This window comes from Streptomyces sp. NPDC036984 (assembly GCF_055607665.1).
In genome coordinates this window covers 202,644-218,627 of record NZ_JBVJRL010000002.1, presented here as the reverse complement: position 1 = coordinate 218,627, position 15,984 = coordinate 202,644, and the positions used below count along the sequence as shown (strand labels likewise).

Below are 15,984 nucleotides of genomic sequence, written 5' to 3'. Positions count from 1 at the left end.
GGCTCCTAAGAAGAGGTTTCCTGCACTACTGCCAGCACCGTGCCCGGCTCCACCTGCCGGCCCGGCTCGGCGTGCAAGGCGATGAGCGTTCCTGTGGCCGGTGCCGTGATCTGGTGCTGCATCTTCATCGCCTCCAGCCATATGAGGCCCTGACCGGCCTGAACCGTTGCCCCTTCCGCCAGGCCCTCGGCGACGCGGACGACCGTGCCCGGCATCGGCGCGAGCAGTGAGCCCGGCGCGAGTTGTGTCCTCGGGTCGGGGAAGCGGGGCAGGGCGGTGAGCCGGGTGGCGCCCACGTGGACCTGGTCGCCGTAGCGGGCCACCTCGAACGTGCGCCGGACGCCGTCGATGTCGAGTACGACGAGACGCGCGTCGGCGTGCACGACCCGCACCCCGTCGGCCGCGAGGCCCTCCCTCGTGTGCCGGTACCGGACCTCGTGCTCCTGCCCCGCCATCGCGTACCGCTTCACCTGCGGCTGCGAGGGAACGTTGCGCCAGCCGCCGAAGCGGGAGCGGCCCTGGGCGTCGGCGAGGGCGGCGGCCAGGGGGGCGTACGGGTCGGGGGCCGGGGCGGTCAGGCCGGGCAGGTGGCGGTCGTAGAAGCCGGTGTCCATGCGGCCGGCCGTGAACTCCTCGTGGCGCAGGGAGCGCACGAGCAGGTCCCGGTTGGTGACCGGGCCGTGGATCGCGGCGGACTCCAGCGCGCCGGCGAGCCTGCGGATCGCCTCCGCGCGCGTGGGCGCGTGGGCGACGACCTTGGCGAGCATCGGGTCGTAGTGGACGCCGATGGTGTCGCCGTCGGTGTAGCCGGTGTCCAGGCGGACGCCGGACGGGACGGCGAGGCGGTGCAGGGTGCCGGTCTGCGGGGCCCAGCCGTGGGCGGGGTCCTCGGCGTAGAGGCGGGCCTCGACCGCGTGGCCACGCGCGCGCGGCGGGTCGCTCGCCAGGGCGTGGCCCTCGGCGATCCGGATCTGTTCCGCGACCAGGTCGAGGCCGAACACCGCTTCCGTGACGGGGTGTTCCACCTGGAGGCGGGTGTTCATCTCCAGGAAGTGGGCGCGGCCGTCGGCGACCAGGAACTCGGCCGTGCCGGCGCCGGTGTACGAGACGGCGCGGGCCGCGCGTACGGCCAGGGTGCGCAGTTCCTCCGCGAGCCCCTGGGTGATTCCGGGCGCCGGGGCCTCCTCGACGACCTTCTGGTGGCGGCGCTGGAGGGAGCAGTCGCGGGTGCCGAGCGCCCAGACGGTGCCGTGGGTGTCGGCGAGGATCTGCACCTCCACGTGGCGGCCGTGCTCCAGGTACGGCTCCACGAAGACCTCGCCGTCGCCGAAGGCGCTCGCCGCCTCGGCGCGCGCGCCCTCCAGCGCGGCCTTCAGCTCGTCCAGGCGGCGCACGATCCGCATCCCTCGTCCCCCGCCGCCGGCGGCCGCCTTCACCAGGACCGGCAGGTCGGCCTCGGTGATCGCGTCCGGGTCGAGGGGGTCGAGGCCCATCAGCCGCTTGGCGCGGGTCTTGGACGCCATGGCCTCGATGGCCTTTGGCGGCGGACCGATCCAGACCAGGCCGGCGTCCAGGACCGCGCGGGCGAAGCCGGGGTTCTCGGAGAGGAAGCCGTAGCCGGGGTGCACGGCGTCCGCGCCGGCCGCCAGGGCCGCCTTCACGATCAGGTCGCCGCGCAGATACGTCTCGGCGGGCGCCGCGCCCGGCAGCCGTACCGCCGTGTCCGCCACGCGCGTGTGGAGCGCGTTCTCGTCGGCGTCCGAGTGCACGGCGACCGTGCGGATGCCGAGGTCGGCGCAGGTACGGACGATGCGGCAGGCGATCTCGCCCCGATTGGCGACGAGCACACTGGAAATCACGTGATCCCTCACATCCGGAAGACGCCGAAGCCGCCGCGTGCGCCCTCGTAGGGCGCCGTGTGGAGGGCGGAGAGGCACAGGCCGAGGACGGTGCGGGTGTCGCGCGGGTCGATGACGCCGTCGTCGTACAGCCGACCGGACAGGAACATGGGCAGCGACTCGGACTCGATCTGCTGCTCCACCATCGCGCGCAGGGCCGCGTCCGCGTCCTCGTCGTAGGGCTGCCCCTTCGCCGCCGCCGACTGCCGGGCGACGATCGACAGCACGCCGGCGAGCTGCTGCGGGCCCATGACGGCGGACTTGGCGCTGGGCCAGGCGAACAGGAAGCGCGGGTCGTAGGCCCTGCCGCACATGCCGTAGTGCCCGGCGCCGTACGAGGCACCCATGAGGACCGACAGATGGGGCACGCGGCTGTTGCTCACCGCGTTGATCATCATCGCGCCGTGCTTGATGATCCCGCCCTGCTCGTACTCCTTGCCGACCATGTAGCCGGTGGTGTTGTGCAGGAAGAGCAGCGGGATGTCGCGCTGGTTGGCGAGCTGGATGAACTGGGCGGCCTTCTGGGACTCCGGGCTGAAGAGGACACCCTGCGCATTGGCCAGGATGCCGACCGGATACCCGTGCAGGGCGGCCCAGCCGGTCACGAGACTCGTGCCGTACAGCGGTTTGAACTCGTCGAAGTCGGAGCCGTCCACGATCCGGGCGATGACCTCGCGCGGGTCGAAGGGGGTCTTCAGGTCGCCCGGGACGACGCCCAGCAGCTCTTCGGGGTCGTACTTGGGCGGCTCGGCCGGGCCGGGGTCCGGGTGGGCCTTGCGGTGGTTCAGCCGGGCGACCACCCGGCGGGCCTGGCGCAGCGCGTCCTGCTCGTCCACGGCGAAGTAGTCGGCGAGGCCGGACACGCGCGCGTGCATCTCGGCGCCGCCCAGCGACTCGTCGTCGCTCTCCTCGCCGGTGGCCATCTTCACCAGCGGCGGCCCGCCGAGGAACACCTTCGCCCGCTCCTTGACCATGATCACGTGGTCGGACATGCCGGGGATGTAGGCGCCGCCCGCGGTGGAGTTGCCGAAGACGACCGCGATGGTCGGGATGCCGGCGGCGGAGAGCCTCGTCAGGTCGCGGAAGATGGCGCCGCCGGGGATGAAGATCTCCTTCTGGGAGGGCAGGTCGGCGCCGCCCGACTCGACCAGGCTGATGCAGGGCAGCCGGTTGGCGAGCGCGATGTCGTTGGCGCGCAGGGCCTTCTTCAGGCTCCAGGGGTTGCTGGCGCCGCCGCGTACGGTCGGGTCGTTGGCGGTGATCAGGCACTCCACGCCCGCGACCACGCCGATGCCGGTGACGAGGGACGCGCCGACGGGGTAGTCGCTGCCCCAGGCGGCCAGCGGGGACAGTTCGAGGAACGGGGTGTCGGGGTCCAGCAGCAGCTCGATGCGCTCGCGGGCGAGCAGCTTGCCGCGTTCGCGATGGCGCTGGACGTACTTCTCGCCGCCGCCCGCGAGCGCCTTGGCGTGCTCGGCCTCCAGGTCGGCGAGCTTGGCGAGCATGGCCTCGCGGTGGGCCTGGTAGTCGGGTCCGGCGGGGTCGAGAGCGGTGTGCAGAACCGTCACAGCAGGGTCTCCGGGATGTCCAGGTGGCGGGAGCGCAGCCATTCGCCGAGGGCCTTGGCCTGCGGGTCGAAGCGGGCTTGCGCAGCGACGCCGGCGCCGAGGATGCCCGCCACGACGAAGTTCAGGGCGCGCAGGTTCGGGAGCACGTGCCGGGTGACGGGCAGGTCCCGGCTCTCCGGGATCAGCTGCCGGAACCGTTCGGCGGTCAGCGTGTGCGCGAGCCACCGCCAGGCGTCGTCCGTCCGCGCCCACACGCCGACGTTGGCGTTCCCGCCCTTGTCCCCGCTGCGCGCCCCGGCGACGAGTCCGAGGGGCACCCGACGGGTCGGGCCGGGCGGCAGCGGCTCCGGGAGCTGTGGGGGCGGTACGGCGTCCAGGGGCCGCGTCTCCTGGGGCGGCGGCACAGGGACACGGCGTCCGCCCTGGAGAACCGCCACATGGTCCACGGCCCCATGGGGCACGTACACATCCTCGAACACCCCATAAGGGGCGCCCTTCCCGGGTGGGGCCAACACATGGAAACCCGGGTAGCTGGCGAGCGCCAGTTCCACGGCGGCCCCGCTCAGCGCCCGCCCGACGACCTGCTGGTCCGGGTCCCGTACGACGAGCCGGAGCAGCGCGCTGGCCGTCTCCTCGGTGTCCGCGTCCGCGCGGTCGGTGCGCACCAGCTCCCACCGCACCTCCTGCGGCGGCGACTTGGCCAGCGCACCGGCGAGCTGCTCGCGCACCAGGTCCGCCTTGGCCTCGATATCGAGTCCGGTGAGAACGAAGACGACCTCGTTGCGGAAGCCGCCGAGCCGGTTGAGTCCGACCTTGAGGTCCGGTGGCGGCGCCTCCCCGCGCACCCCCTCGATCCGCACCCGGTCCGGCCCCTCCTGGCGCAGCCGTACGGTGTCCAGCCGGGCGGTGACGTCGGGTCCGGCGTACCGGGCGCCGCCGGTCTCGTACAGCAGCTGGGCGGTGACTGTGCCCACGTCCACGAAGCCGCCGGTGCCGGGGTGCTTGGTGACGACGCTGCTGCCGTCGGCGTGGATCTCGGCGAGCGGGAAGCCGGGCCGGCGTACGTCCCCGTCGCCGAAGAACGCGTAGTTTCCGCCGGTCGCCTGGGTTCCGCACTCCAGCACGTGCCCGGCGACGACGGCGCCGGCGAGGCGGTGGTGGTCCGATGGTCCCCATCCGAAGTGGGCGGCGGCGGGCCCGGTGACGAGGGCCGCGTCGGTCACGCGGCCGGTGATCACCACGTCGGCCCCGGCCCGCAGGCACTCGGCGATGCCGAAGCCGCCGAGGTAGGCGTGGGCGGCGAGGGTGCCGGGGTGTCGTGCCGTGAGGTCGTCCCCCTCGACGTGCGCGACCCGCACCGGAACCCCGAGCCGGTCGGCCGACTCGCGTATCTTTCCGGCGAGCCCGGCGGGACTCAGGCCGCCCGCGTTGGTGACGATCCGCACCCCGCGTTCGTGGGCCAGGCCGAGGCAATCCTCCAGCTGACGCAGGAAGGTGCGGGCGTACCCGGCGGCCGGGTCCTTCAGCCGGTCGCGGCCGAGGATGAGCATGGTGAGTTCGGCGAGGTAGTCACCGGTGAGGACGTCCACCTCGCCGCCGGTGAGCATCTCGCGCAGGGCGTCGGAGCGGTCGCCGTAGAAGCCGGAGAAGTTACCGATGCGCAACGGCTTCACGGGCCGTCCTCCTTCGGCGGGCGGCCGGTGCCGGGCGGCCCCGCGAACGCCTGGGCGATGTCCAGCCAGCGGTCCGCGTCCGGGCCCGTGGCCCTCAGGGCGAGGCCGGCGCGGTGGGCGCGCTGGGTGACCAGGAGGCAGAAGTCGAGGGCGGGGCCGGTGACGCGCTGGCGGGCCTCGGGCGGGCCGTAGCTCCACACCTCGCCGGAGGGCGCGATCACCTCGACCCGGAACTCCTCGTCCGGCACCGGCAGGCCGCGCAGCCCGAAGGCGAAGTCCCGCGCCCGCACCCCGATGCGGACCACATGCCGGAGCCGGTCGGTGGGGGTGCGCACCACACCGAGGGCGTCCGCCACATCCTGGCCATGGGCCCAGGTCTCCATAAGACGGCCGGTGGCCATGGAGGCGGCCGACATGGGCGGCCCGAACCAGGGGAACCGGGCGCCGCTCGGGGCCCGGCGCAGCGCCTCGTCCAGCGCGGCACGGCCCTCCCGCCACCGGGAGAGCAGCTCGGCGGGAGTCAGGCGGGCGCCCTCCTCGGCGCCCTCGTCCACGAAGGAGTCGGGAGCCGCGAGCGCCTTCTCGACGGTCTCCCGGAAGCCGGCCTCGTCCGTGACGGCGAGCAGCGCGGCTTTGTCGGTCCAGTGCAGGTGGGCGATCTGGTGGGCGACGGTCCAGCGCGGCGCGGGGGTCGCGACCGCCCACCGCTCCTCGCTCAACTCGGCCACCAGGCGGTCGAGTTCTTCGCTTTCCTCACGCAGATCGCCGAAGACGGGCGTCGGATCGGGCATGGGGGGAGCATGGCAGCGCACCCAGAAACAATCAAGCATGCTTGCATGAATTTAGCGGCCACAGTTTTCCACGGACACAACTCCGGTGCGCACACAGTTAGCCGCACTCGGTGACGGGAGGTGGCGGTGATGAACATCCGCGAACTCGACCCCGGCGCGTCACCCTTGAGCTACTACGGCTCGGAACTGCGGCGGATACGGGAAACCGCAGGGCTCACCCTGGCGCAGCCCGGCTCGATCATCTCCTGTACCTCCGTGGACGACTCGGCGACCCTGATCGCCCGTGTGACGGAGGATCGGCAGGGGAACGAACCTGGACCTGACGGGCACGACGTGGCGTAAGTCGTCCTGCAGCGGCGGCACCGGCGGCCAATGCGTCGAATGCGCACCCCTCAACGGCGCCACCTGGCACAGCGTTCCAGCGGGCCCTCAGTCGGCTCCGACCGGTGCCGGGAGCCGTCGCCGAGCGGGGTTCATCAGCCGTCGCCGAGCGGGGTTCACCGGCCCTCGACCGGCAGGGGCGGGAGCTTGTTCCGGCCCACCTGCGTGCGTACCGCGCCGATGCTCGCCACGATGACCAGGGCGATCGCGGCGGCCTCGGTGGCGGAGAGGGACTGGCCGAGGATCAGGAAGCCGGCCGTGGCGGCGATGGCTGGTTCCAGGCTCATGAGGATGGCGAAGGTGGAGGCCGGCAGCCGGCGCAGGGCCAGCAGTTCGAGGGTGTAGGGCAGGACCGAGGAGAGCAGGGCCACCGCCGAGCCGAGGGCGATGGTGGTGGGGTTCAGCAGCCGGGTGCCCGCGTCGGCGATGCCGATCGGCAGGAAGAGCAGGGCCGCCACCGCCATGGCCAGGGCCAGGCCGTCCGCCTGCGGGAAGCGGCGGCCCGTACGGGCGCTGAAGATGATGTAGGCCGCCCACATGGCGCCGGCCCCTAGGGCAAAGGCGACACCTGTGGGGTCCAAATCGCTGAAGCCTCCGCCGCCGAGCAGGAACACGCCCGCCAAGGCCAGGGCCGCCCACAGCGCGTTGATCGCGCGGCGGGAGGCGAGTACGGACAGGGCGAGGGGGCCGAGGACTTCCAGGGTGACCGCCGGGCCCAGCGGGATGCGGGCGACCGCCTCGTAGAACAGGCCGTTCATCGCGCCCATGGCGATACCGAAGACGATCACCGTGCCCCAGTCGGTGCGCGAGTGGCCGCGCAGCCGGGGGCGGCAGACCAGGAGCAGGACGACGGCCGCCGCGAGGAGCCGCAGCGTGACGATGCCCAGCGCGCCGGCCCGGGGCATCAGGGTGACCGCCAGCGCGCCGCCGAACTGCACCGAGATACCGCCGGCCAGGACCAGCCCGACCGGTCCCAGCGAGCCGAGGCGGCCGGGAGTGGGCGGGGACGGCGACGGCGACGGTGCTGACGTCGAGTGCGCGGCGCTGGGGCTGTTGACGGTGCTCACGGCGGTCCTGATGACTGGCTCGGATCAGATCATGTACATCTCCATGTACTCCAGAGTCCAGGGTAATAGACCTCGTCAGGAGTGTGAACTCCTTATGGAACTGTCCTGGATGGTGAGATCGGTCCTCTCAGATGCCGGGCCAGGGTTCCTCGTACACCGGCTGGGGCCAGGCTGCGGCCTGCGCGGTGTGAGGGTCGCGGTCGTATGCGTCCACCTGCTGCCGACCCGTCCCGTACCCGTACGCCGGTGCCGGGTTCGGCTGCTCCTCCCACAGCGGCATGCGCAGCTCGCCGGTGTCCAGCAGGGCGTTGTTCTGCGAGCGGTGCAGCCGGGAGTAGGCGCCGCCCCGGGCGAGGAGTTCGTCGTGGCGGCCGGCCTCCACGATGCGGCCCCGGTCCACGACGAGGATGCGGTCGGTGTCGGGGGCGAGGTTGAGATCGTGCGTGATCATGATCGTCGTACGGCCCGCCAGGCCGCCGGACAGCCGGGCGGAGTTCGGGTCGACCCGGGTGCCGTAGCCGTCGGGCAGCCGCAGGATGAAGTCGTGGGCGTCGGCCGCCCGCGCCGCCTCCTCGATCGCCTGCTCGCTCGCGCCGGGCCGGCCGCAGGCTATGTTGGCGCGCACCTGGGAAAAGCTGGGTGTTTGTGGGCGAAGCTGAGAATGTCCTCAGCGCCGGGACATGTAGACGTCGAGTGCCTTGTGCAGCAGCCGGTTCAGCGGGAAGTCCCACTCCCCCACGTACTCCACGGCCTCGCCGCCCGCGCCCACCTTGAAGCGGAGCAGGCCGAGCAGATGGTTGGACTCCTCCAGGGTGTCGGTGATGCCCCGGAAGTCGTAGACGTGCGCGCCGAGTTCATGGGCGTCGCACATCATCCGCCACTGCATGGCGTTGTTGGGCTGCACTTCGCGCTTGCGGCTGGTGGAGGCGCCGTAGGAGTACCAGACATGGCCGCCGACGATCAGCATGGTGGCCGCGGCGAGGAGGTCCCCGTCGTGGTGGGCGAGGTAGAGCCGCATCCGGTCGGGGTGTTCGGCGGCGAGCGCGGTCCACATGCGCTGGAAGTACGGCAGCGGGCGCGGGATGAACCGGTCGCGTTCGGCGGTCTCGGTGTAGAGGTCGTAGAAGGCCGGCAGGTCCTCCGGGCCGCCCCGGACGACCTTCACGCCCGCCTTCTCGGCCTTCTTGATGTTGCGCCGCCACTGCTGGTTGAGCCCGCGGTGGATGTCCTCCAGGGGCCGTCCGGCGAAGGGAACCTGGCACACGTACCGGGGCTGTCCGGCGGCGAAGCCGTCCTCCCCGCCGGGCTCGGTCTGCTGCCAGCCCATGCCGCGCAGCCGGTCGGCCAGGTCCAGGCCCGGCTCGTACGACGTCGCCGGCACATCGCGCAGCCGGTGCGCGTCGGGGTCGGCGATCGCTGCCTTGACCGCCTCGGGGCTCCATCGCCGGGCCACCACGGGCGGTCCCATCTTCACCGAGAAGGCGCCCCGGGCCTTCAGATGGGCCAGCATCGGATCCAGCCAGCGCTCCAGGTCGCTGGTGTGCCAGTCGATGACCGGCCCCTCCGGGAGATAGGCCAGGTACCGCTTCACCCTGGGCAGCGGCCGCAGCAGCACCAGCCCCGCCCCCACCAGCCGCCCGTCCGCCTCGAACCACCCCAGGCTCTCGGCCCGCCAGTCGGATTTCACGTCCCCCCACGACGGCACCTGCATATGGCTGACCGAGGGCCGCTCCGCCACGAAGGCGAGGTGCTCGGCACGGCTGATCGGGCGGAGGGTGAGGGACATGGACGGGGCTCCTTCGATCGCGAGGCCGGTTCGTCGGTGGGCCGGCCGGGCTGTCGGTGAAGATCGCGCTTCATGTCACCCTACGAAGCGTCCCGCCCGTCCTTCGGTCCCCACGCCTCCAGCACCTCCGTGTCCGTCGCCCGGGCGTGCAGGAAGTAGTCGGCCCACTCGGCGATGTCCGGGTAACCGCACTCCCGTGTCAGCCGGGCCACCGCCGCCGGTATGTCGTACGGCGTCACCCGCAGGTCGGTGCCGGGTCCGAGGAGGCACCAGTGGGCGCCGGGGCGGCCGTAGGGCATGCCGACGCTGCCGGGGTTGACCACCAGGCGGCCGTGGGCCAGACGGACGTAGGGCATGTGGGTGTGGCCGCAGACCACCGTGCCGATGCCGGGCGCCAGGCCGGCGAGGACCTCCGCCCAGCGGGCCGGGCGGGAGTCGACCAGGACCAGCTCCTCGTCGTCGCGCGGGGTGGCGTGGCAGAACAGCACCTTCCCGAGGCCGCGCACGCGCAGGGTACGGGTCCTGGGCAGGCCGGCCAGGAAGTCGACCTGGTCCGCGCGCAGCGCCCGGGCGGCGTACGGGCCGATGGGGTCGGGGATCTCCGTACGCTCGCCCCGCCGGTACTCCACCAGCTCCCGGTCGGCGTTCCCGCCGATCCACAGCACCCGGTCGCCCTGCTCCCGCAGCAGGTCCAGCACCTCGGCCGGCTGCGGGCCCGCCGTGATGTCCCCGGTGAGGACGATCCGGTCGGCGGCGGCCACCTCGGGCTCCGCCAGGACGGCCTCCAGGGCGGGCAGCACGCCGTGGATGTCGGAGAGCACGGCCAGGCGCGTGTACTCCTCGCTCACTCGGCGCCCCCCGTGCCGGCACCTTCTACGTCCGCACCCCCGGCGTCGGCGCCCTCCGTACCGGCACCCTCTACGTCCGCACCCCCGGTGTCGGCGCCCTCCGCACCGGCACCCCCAGCGGACGCATCCAGCGCCTCCGCCAGCACCTCCGCCAGATGCCGGCCCCGGACCCCGGCGAGCTGCTCCAGCTGCGTACGGCAGGAGAAGCCGTCCGCGAGGATCAGCGTGCCCTGCGGCGACTGCCGCACCGACGGCAGCAGCTGTTCCTCGGCGCAAGCCCGGGACACCTCGAAGTGGCCTTTTTCGAAGCCGAAGTTGCCCGCGAGTCCGCAGCAGCCTCCGCTCAGCTCGCCGGTGAGGCCCGCGGCGGCGCGCAGCCGGCGCTCGGGGCTGTCGCCGAGAACCGCGTGCTGGTGGCAGTGGGTCTGGCCGGCGACCGGGCGGCCGACGGCGGGCGGGGTCCAGTGCGGGGCGTGCCGCTCCAGGGCCTCGGCGAAGGTGCGGACCGCGGCGGCCAGCCGGGCCGCGCGGGGGTCGTCGGGCAACAGCTCCGGCAGGTCGGTGCGGAGGGCGGCGGCGCAGCTCGGTTCCAGGACGACGACCGGAACGCCGGCCCGCAGCACCGGTTCCATGAGGTCCAGCGTGCGGCGCAGGACCGCGCGGGCGCGGTCGAGCTGGCCGGTGGAGAAGTAGGTCAGGCCGCAGCAGACCCGGCCCCGGCGGGCCGTGAGCAGCGCGGTCGCCGCCCGGGTCCGGCCGTCGCCGATCGCTCCCCGTCCCGGCCGCAGCGTCGGCGGAAGGGCCACCCGCAGCCCGGCGGCCTCCAGCACCCGCACGGCGGCCCGGCCGACGGACGGGGACAGATACTCGGTGAAGGTGTCCGGCCAGAGGACGACCAGGTCCCCGGTACCCGGGCCGGGCCGCCGCGCGCGCCACCAGGCCGTGAACGTCCGCGTCGCCAGCCGCGGGATCTCCCGTTCCGGCGCGATCCCGGCGAGCCGTTTCCCGAGGCGGGCCGGCGGCCGCATCGCCGCGAGCGCGTTGAGCAGCGCGGCCGTGCGGGTGCGGGCGGTCCAGCGCAGCCACTCCGGCAGCCGGCCCATGCTGTGGTGGGCGGCGGGGCGACGGCGGCCGGCGTAGTGGTGGTGCAGGAACTCCGCCTTGTAGGTGGCCATGTCGACGCCGACCGGACAGTCCGAGCGGCAGCCCTTGCACGACAGGCAGAGATCGAGGGCGTCGCGGACCTCGGTGGAGCGCCAGCCGTCCGTGACCACCTCGCCGGCGAGCATCTCGTGCAGCAGCCGGGCCCGGCCCCGGGTGGAGTGCCGCTCCTCGCCGGTGACCCGGAAGGACGGGCACATCACGGTGGGGCCGGCCGCCGTGGCCGTACGGCACTTGGCGACGCCGACGCAGCGGCGGACGGCCGCGCCGAAGTCGCCGCCGTCGGCCCGGTAGCCGAAGGCCACATCGACCGGGCGGCTGGGCAGGACGGAGAAGCGGAGGCCCGCATCGAGCGGGGCCGGACGGACCAGCACGCCGGGATTGAGCAGATCATCCGGATCCCAGACCGCCTTGGCCCGCTCGAAGAGCCGTACCGTCTCCGCGCCGTACATGCGGGGCAGCAGTTCCGCGCGGGCCTGGCCGTCGCCGTGCTCCCCGGACAGCGAGCCGCCGTGGGCCACCACCAGGTCGGCCAGTTCCTCGGAGAAGCGGCGGAAGCGGCCGACGCCGGCCTCGGTGAGCAGGTCGAAGTCGATGCGGACGTGGATGCAGCCGTCGCCGAAGTGGCCGTACGGCGTGCCGCGCAGGCCGTGGGCGGACAGCAGGGCCCGGAAGTCACGCAGGTAGGCGCCGAGCCGGGCGGGTGGTACCGCGCAGTCCTCCCAGCCGGGCCAGGCCTCCGTGCCGTCGGGCATCCGGGTGGCCGTGCCGGCCGCGTCCTCGCGGATCCGCCACAGGGTGCGCTGGGCGGCCGGGTCCGTCACCACCAGGGAGCCCAGCACGTCGGCGGCGCGCACGAGCTGCGCCGCACGCGCGCTCGCCTCCGCCGCCGTCTCCCCGCCGGTCTCCACGAACAGCCACGCGCCTCCCGCGGGCAGCCCGGCCCCGGCCGGCACCAGGTCGGCGGCCATGCCCTCCACCGTCAGCGGCCGCAGCGGCAGCAGGCCCGCGGCGGCTTCGGCGGCCGCGCTCTCGTCGGCGTACGCCAGCACGGCCAGGGCACGCGCGCGGGGCGCCTCGACCAGGCGGACGACCGCCTCGGTGAGGATGCCGAGGGTGCCCTCCGAGCCGCAGAAGGAGCGGGCGACGTCCGCGCCCTTCTCGGGCAGCAGCGCGTCCAGCGCGTAACCGGAGATGCGGCGGGGCAGGTCCGGGAAGCCCGTGCGCAGCCGGGCCAGTTCGCCCTCGGCCAGCTCGCGCAGCCCGTCCGGGGCGCCCGCCCACCCCTGCCCGAGCCGCAGCCGCTGCCCGCGCGCGGTGACCACGGACAGTTCCCGCACGCTGTCCGCGGTCGTGCCCCAGGCGACCGAGTGGGAGCCGCACGCGTTGTTGCCGATCATCCCGCCGAGCGTGCATCTGCTGTGGGTGGACGGGTCGGGGCCGAACCGCAGCCCGTGCGGGGCGGCGGCCTCCTGCAGCCGGTCCAGGACGAGCCCCGGCTGCACCACGGCCGTACGGCTGCCCGGGTCCAGCTCCAGCAGGGCGGTCATGTGCCGGGTGAAGTCCAGCACCACGCCGGTGCCGGTCGCCTGCCCGGCGATCGACGTGCCCCCGCCGCGCGCCACCACCGGCACTCCGCGCGCCCGGCACACCTCCAGCGCGGCTGCGACGTCATCGGCGTCTCTGGGGGCCACCACGCCGAGCGGGACACGCCGGTAGTTGGACGCGTCCATGGTGACCAGCGCCCGGGCGGTGGCATCGAAGCCGACCTCGCCCCGCACGGCCCTGCGCAGCGCCCCCGCGAGACCAGCGACCTCGGCACCGCCGGCAACATCCGCAGCATCCGCTCGATCCGTCATGCATCCAGGATGCATCCGATCACGGACAGTCACCGAGAGTTTTCCACAGGTGCGGCATTATCGTCGTACAACCTCACAACTCCCCGTCCCGGTGATCTCGTCTCATCGAACGGACACGTCTCCACGTCGCTTTCCGCCACCGGTTAACCTCCTCACGTGGCCGACATCCAGATTCCCGCTGACATCAAGCCCGCCGACGGACGCTTCGGCGCGGGCCCCTCCAAGGTGCGGACCGAGGCGCTGGACGCCCTCGCCGCCACCGGTACCTCCCTGCTGGGCACCTCCCACCGTCAGGCGCCGGTCAAGAACCTGGTCGGCAAGGTCCGTGAGGGCATCTCCGAGCTGTTCTCCCTGCCCGAGGGCTACGAGGTCGTCCTCGGCAACGGCGGCTCCACCGCCTTCTGGGACATCGCCACGCACGGCCTGATCGAGAACAAGTCGCAGCACCTGAACTTCGGCGAGTTCTCCTCCAAGTTCGCCAAGGCGGCCAAGCTCGCCCCCTGGCTGGCCGAGCCCACCGTCATCGCCTCCGACCCCGGCACCCACCCGGAGCCCCGGGCCGAGGCCGGCGTCGACGTCTACGCCTTCACCCACAACGAGACCTCCACCGGTGTCGCCGCCCCGATCAAGCGGGTCGCGGGCGCCGACGAGGGCGCGCTCGTCCTGGTGGACGCCACCTCCGGTGCGGGCGGCCTCCCGGTCGACATCGCCGAGACCGACGTCTACTACTTCGCCCCGCAGAAGTCCTTCGCCTCCGACGGCGGCCTGTGGATCGGCGTCTTCTCCCCGGCCGCCATCGAGCGCGCCGAGCGCGTCCACGCCTCCGGCCGGCACGTCCCGGAGTTCTTCTCGCTCCCCACGGCGATCGACAACTCCCGCAAGAACCAGACGTACAACACCCCGGCCCTCGCCACGCTCTTCCTGCTCAACGAGCAGCTGGAGTGGATCAACGGCCAGGGCGGCCTCGCCTGGTCCACGGCCCGCACCAAGGACTCCTCGACCCGCCTGTACGGCTGGGCGGAGGAGTCGAAGTACGCGACGCCGTTCGTCTCCGACCCGGCCAAGCGCTCGCAGGTCATCGGCACGATCGACTTCTCCGACGAGATCGACGCGGCGGCCGTGGCCAAGGTGCTGCGCGCCAACGGCATCGTGGACACCGAGCCGTACCGCAAGCTCGGCCGCAACCAGCTGCGCATCGCGATGTTCCCGGCGATCGACCCGGCGGACGTCGAGGCGCTGACGAAGTGCATCGACTTCGTGATCGAGAAGCTCTGACTTTTTCGAGTACGTTGGCCGCGAAAGGCCAGTGACGGAAAGCCAGTGAGCACAGACTTTCAGGCGGCAGTACGACGGTGAGGACGCCCGGCGAACCCGGGCGCCCCCTCTCTCATGCCGCCGTGCGGTCTAAGCTCACGTCGCCGTGCAGGTCAGTGACGGTGCCGAGCCGTCGCCCGGTGTGGCGCCGAAGCCGAAGCTCGTCGAGGCGCCGGCCGCCACGCTGCCGTTGTGTGCCGCGTTCGCGGTTGTCACGGTCGCGCCGCTCTGCGTGTAACTCGCGTTCCACATGGACGTGATCTTCTGTGAACCGCTCCACGTCCACGTCACCTTCCAGGACTTGAGCGCCGTCGTCCCGGTGTTGGTGACCTTCACATCGGCGTTGAAGCCGCTCCCCCAGTCGCTGCTGACGGCGTAGGAGGCGCTGCACGCGACCGTGCTGCCGCCACCGCCACCCCCGCCACCGCTGCCGCCGCCGCTGCTCGGGAACAGCGGCGCCTTGACGCTCGCCAGGTAGCCGTCCTTCACGGTGTCGACGGTCGTCCAGTCGTCCTTGAGGATGCCGCCGGTGTCACCGGAGTTGGGGTTCAGGGACCAGTAGGTCCAGTGGAAGGAGTCGGCGCCGTACGTCGACGTCGGCCGCAGGTAGTTCGCCAGCGCCGCGAGCCACTTCTGGTCGACGGCCGACTGGAGCGTCGTACCGAACTCCCCGACCCACACGGGGGCGATGTTCTGCTTGAAGATGTAGCCCCAGTACTTGTCCCAGATGCCCGGCATGTTGTCCGGGAAGGACGGGTCGCTGAACCAGCTCTGCTGGGCGACGCTCGTGGCGTAGTCGTGGGCGGAGTACACGACCCGGTTGGGCACGCTCAGCTGCACCGGGTACTGGGCGACGCCCATCAGGTTGCCGCCCCACCAGCCGGACACACCGTTGACGGTCTGCACGCCCTCGACGAAGACGAGCAGATTCGGGTTGACCGACAGCACCGCGTTCCCGGCGCGCTGGGCCGCGAGGCGCCAGTCGGTGGCCTGGTCACCGCAGCCCCAGCAGGCCGGGTCGTGCGGCTCGTTGTGCAGGTCGATACCGATGACCGTGTCCTGGCCCTGGTAGCGCGTGGCCAGCGCCTTGAGGTTGGCGATCCAGGTCGACTCGGGCACGGAGGCCGTGTACCAGAGCGCCGACTGGCCGGCGGAGTCGGGCCGGTGCCGGTCCAGGATGACCTTCAGCCCGTCCTGGCCGGCGTAGGCGACGATCCTGTCCAGCACCTGGAGGGAGGTGAGCCCCTGGAGGTCGGCGTTCTTTCCGGCGGAGAAGTCGATGCCGCTGGGGGCGGCGCCCGGCTTGAGGATGTCGTCGCTCCAGGGCAGCCGGAGCGTGTTGTAGCCCAGCGACTTCACCTGGTCGATCATGCTCTTGTAGTCGCGGGACCACAGGCCGTGGACCACCTGGTTGCTGGTCTCGAAGCCGAACCAGTTGATCCCGGCGATACGCACCGGCTGCCCGGCGGCGTCCAGGATCTGCCGGCCGCCGGTGTGCCAGTAACCGGCGCCGGGGGCGGCGGCAGCCGTGGGTGCGTCGGCCGCCTGCGCCGAGTACGCCCCGGCCAGGGGCAGGAGGAGCGCCGCGGCAGCGGCGCACAGCGCTCTTCGTAAACTGCGGAACATGCGTCTGGTTCC

General features: G+C 72.7%; 12 protein-coding genes and 1 pseudogene. 3 read left to right on the top strand and 10 right to left on the bottom strand.

Translation table 11 applies throughout. From position 1 onward, the window contains the following. Positions 1–5: 5 nt before the first annotated feature. From ACZ7DL_RS04995 to ACZ7DL_RS04980, 4 genes are read right to left on the bottom strand one after another with little or no spacing between them, the layout of a single operon-like run. Positions 6–1,859, bottom strand: a complete 1,854-nt coding sequence (locus tag ACZ7DL_RS04995; RefSeq protein WP_470771468.1) for an acetyl/propionyl/methylcrotonyl-CoA carboxylase subunit alpha — start codon at positions 1,857–1,859, stop codon at positions 6–8. 8 nt (positions 1,860–1,867) lie between these two features. After that, entirely contained in the window at positions 1,868–3,466 is a 1,599-nt protein-coding gene (locus ACZ7DL_RS04990) for an acyl-CoA carboxylase subunit beta (protein WP_470771467.1), read from the bottom strand. Next, positions 3,463–5,139 (bottom strand): acyclic terpene utilization AtuA family protein, encoded by a 1,677-nt coding sequence (locus tag ACZ7DL_RS04985; RefSeq protein ID WP_470771465.1) that lies wholly within the window; start codon positions 5,137–5,139, stop codon positions 3,463–3,465. Before ACZ7DL_RS04985 ends, ACZ7DL_RS04990 begins: the two co-directional genes overlap by 4 nt. Beyond that, complete coding sequence (locus tag ACZ7DL_RS04980) at positions 5,136–5,930, bottom strand: TIGR03084 family metal-binding protein (protein WP_470771464.1); 795 nt, start codon at positions 5,928–5,930, stop codon at positions 5,136–5,138. Before ACZ7DL_RS04980 ends, ACZ7DL_RS04985 begins: the two co-directional genes overlap by 4 nt. Positions 5,931–6,059: 129 nt before the next feature. Between ACZ7DL_RS04980 and ACZ7DL_RS04975 the strand changes: the two genes are divergently transcribed. Continuing rightward, on the top strand, positions 6,060–6,272 hold the full coding sequence (locus ACZ7DL_RS04975) for a hypothetical protein (RefSeq protein ID WP_470771462.1): 213 nt from the start codon (positions 6,060–6,062) through the stop codon (positions 6,270–6,272). Then, positions 6,226–6,507 carry a DUF397 domain-containing protein gene (locus ACZ7DL_RS04970; RefSeq protein ID WP_470771979.1) on the top strand — a complete coding sequence of 94 codons (282 nt, stop codon included), beginning with the start codon at positions 6,226–6,228 and terminating at the stop codon, positions 6,505–6,507. Before ACZ7DL_RS04975 ends, ACZ7DL_RS04970 begins: the two co-directional genes overlap by 47 nt. On the opposite strand, the gene ACZ7DL_RS04965 is transcribed toward ACZ7DL_RS04970, so the two are convergent. From ACZ7DL_RS04965 to ACZ7DL_RS04945, 5 genes and pseudogenes are all read right to left on the bottom strand, one after another. Then, positions 6,428–7,378, bottom strand: coding sequence for an EamA family transporter (locus ACZ7DL_RS04965; protein WP_470771461.1), 951 nt, complete (start codon positions 7,376–7,378; stop codon positions 6,428–6,430). The two genes, ACZ7DL_RS04970 and ACZ7DL_RS04965, sit on opposite strands and share 80 nt — an antisense overlap. Positions 7,379–7,505: 127 nt before the next feature. Next, positions 7,506–8,003: pseudogene (locus tag ACZ7DL_RS04960) on the bottom strand (ABC transporter ATP-binding protein); the annotation flags it as partial. Between the two features lie 42 nt (positions 8,004–8,045). After that, complete coding sequence (locus tag ACZ7DL_RS04955; protein WP_470771459.1) at positions 8,046–9,164, bottom strand: lipid II:glycine glycyltransferase FemX; 1,119 nt, start codon at positions 9,162–9,164, stop codon at positions 8,046–8,048. A gap of 80 nt (positions 9,165–9,244) precedes the next feature. Continuing rightward, the gene (locus ACZ7DL_RS04950; protein ID WP_470771457.1) at positions 9,245–10,012 is read right to left on the bottom strand and encodes a metallophosphoesterase family protein; all 768 of its coding nucleotides are present in this window, start codon (positions 10,010–10,012) and stop codon (positions 9,245–9,247) included. After that, positions 10,009–13,032, bottom strand: coding sequence for an FAD-binding and (Fe-S)-binding domain-containing protein (locus ACZ7DL_RS04945; RefSeq protein WP_470771455.1), 3,024 nt, complete (start codon positions 13,030–13,032; stop codon positions 10,009–10,011). The genes ACZ7DL_RS04950 and ACZ7DL_RS04945 overlap by 4 nt, the downstream gene beginning before the upstream one ends. A gap of 156 nt (positions 13,033–13,188) precedes the next feature. Between ACZ7DL_RS04945 and serC the strand changes: the two genes are divergently transcribed. Further along, positions 13,189–14,307 (top strand): phosphoserine transaminase, encoded by a 1,119-nt coding sequence (gene serC, locus ACZ7DL_RS04940; protein ID WP_470771454.1) that lies wholly within the window; start codon positions 13,189–13,191, stop codon positions 14,305–14,307. Positions 14,308–14,442: 135 nt separating this feature from the next. Here the strand turns inward: serC and ACZ7DL_RS04935 are convergent, their stop codons facing one another. Beyond that, positions 14,443–15,972: a cellulase family glycosylhydrolase gene (locus ACZ7DL_RS04935; protein ID WP_470771452.1), complete on the bottom strand. Its 1,530-nt coding sequence runs from the start codon at positions 15,970–15,972 to the stop codon at positions 14,443–14,445. Positions 15,973–15,984: the final 12 nt, after the last annotated feature.

Coding starts and splice junctions, on each gene's coding strand:
- ACZ7DL_RS04980 (WP_470771464.1), bottom strand. CDS start 5,930: ATGCCCGATCCGACGCCCGTCTTCGGCGATCTGCGTGAGGAAAGCGAA.
- ACZ7DL_RS04975 (WP_470771462.1), top strand. CDS start 6,060: ATGAACATCCGCGAACTCGACCCCGGCGCGTCACCCTTGAGCTACTAC.
- ACZ7DL_RS04955 (WP_470771459.1), bottom strand. CDS start 9,164: ATGTCCCTCACCCTCCGCCCGATCAGCCGTGCCGAGCACCTCGCCTTC.
- ACZ7DL_RS04945 (WP_470771455.1), bottom strand. CDS start 13,032: ATGACGGATCGAGCGGATGCTGCGGATGTTGCCGGCGGTGCCGAGGTC.
- ACZ7DL_RS04935 (WP_470771452.1), bottom strand. CDS start 15,972: ATGTTCCGCAGTTTACGAAGAGCGCTGTGCGCCGCTGCCGCGGCGCTC.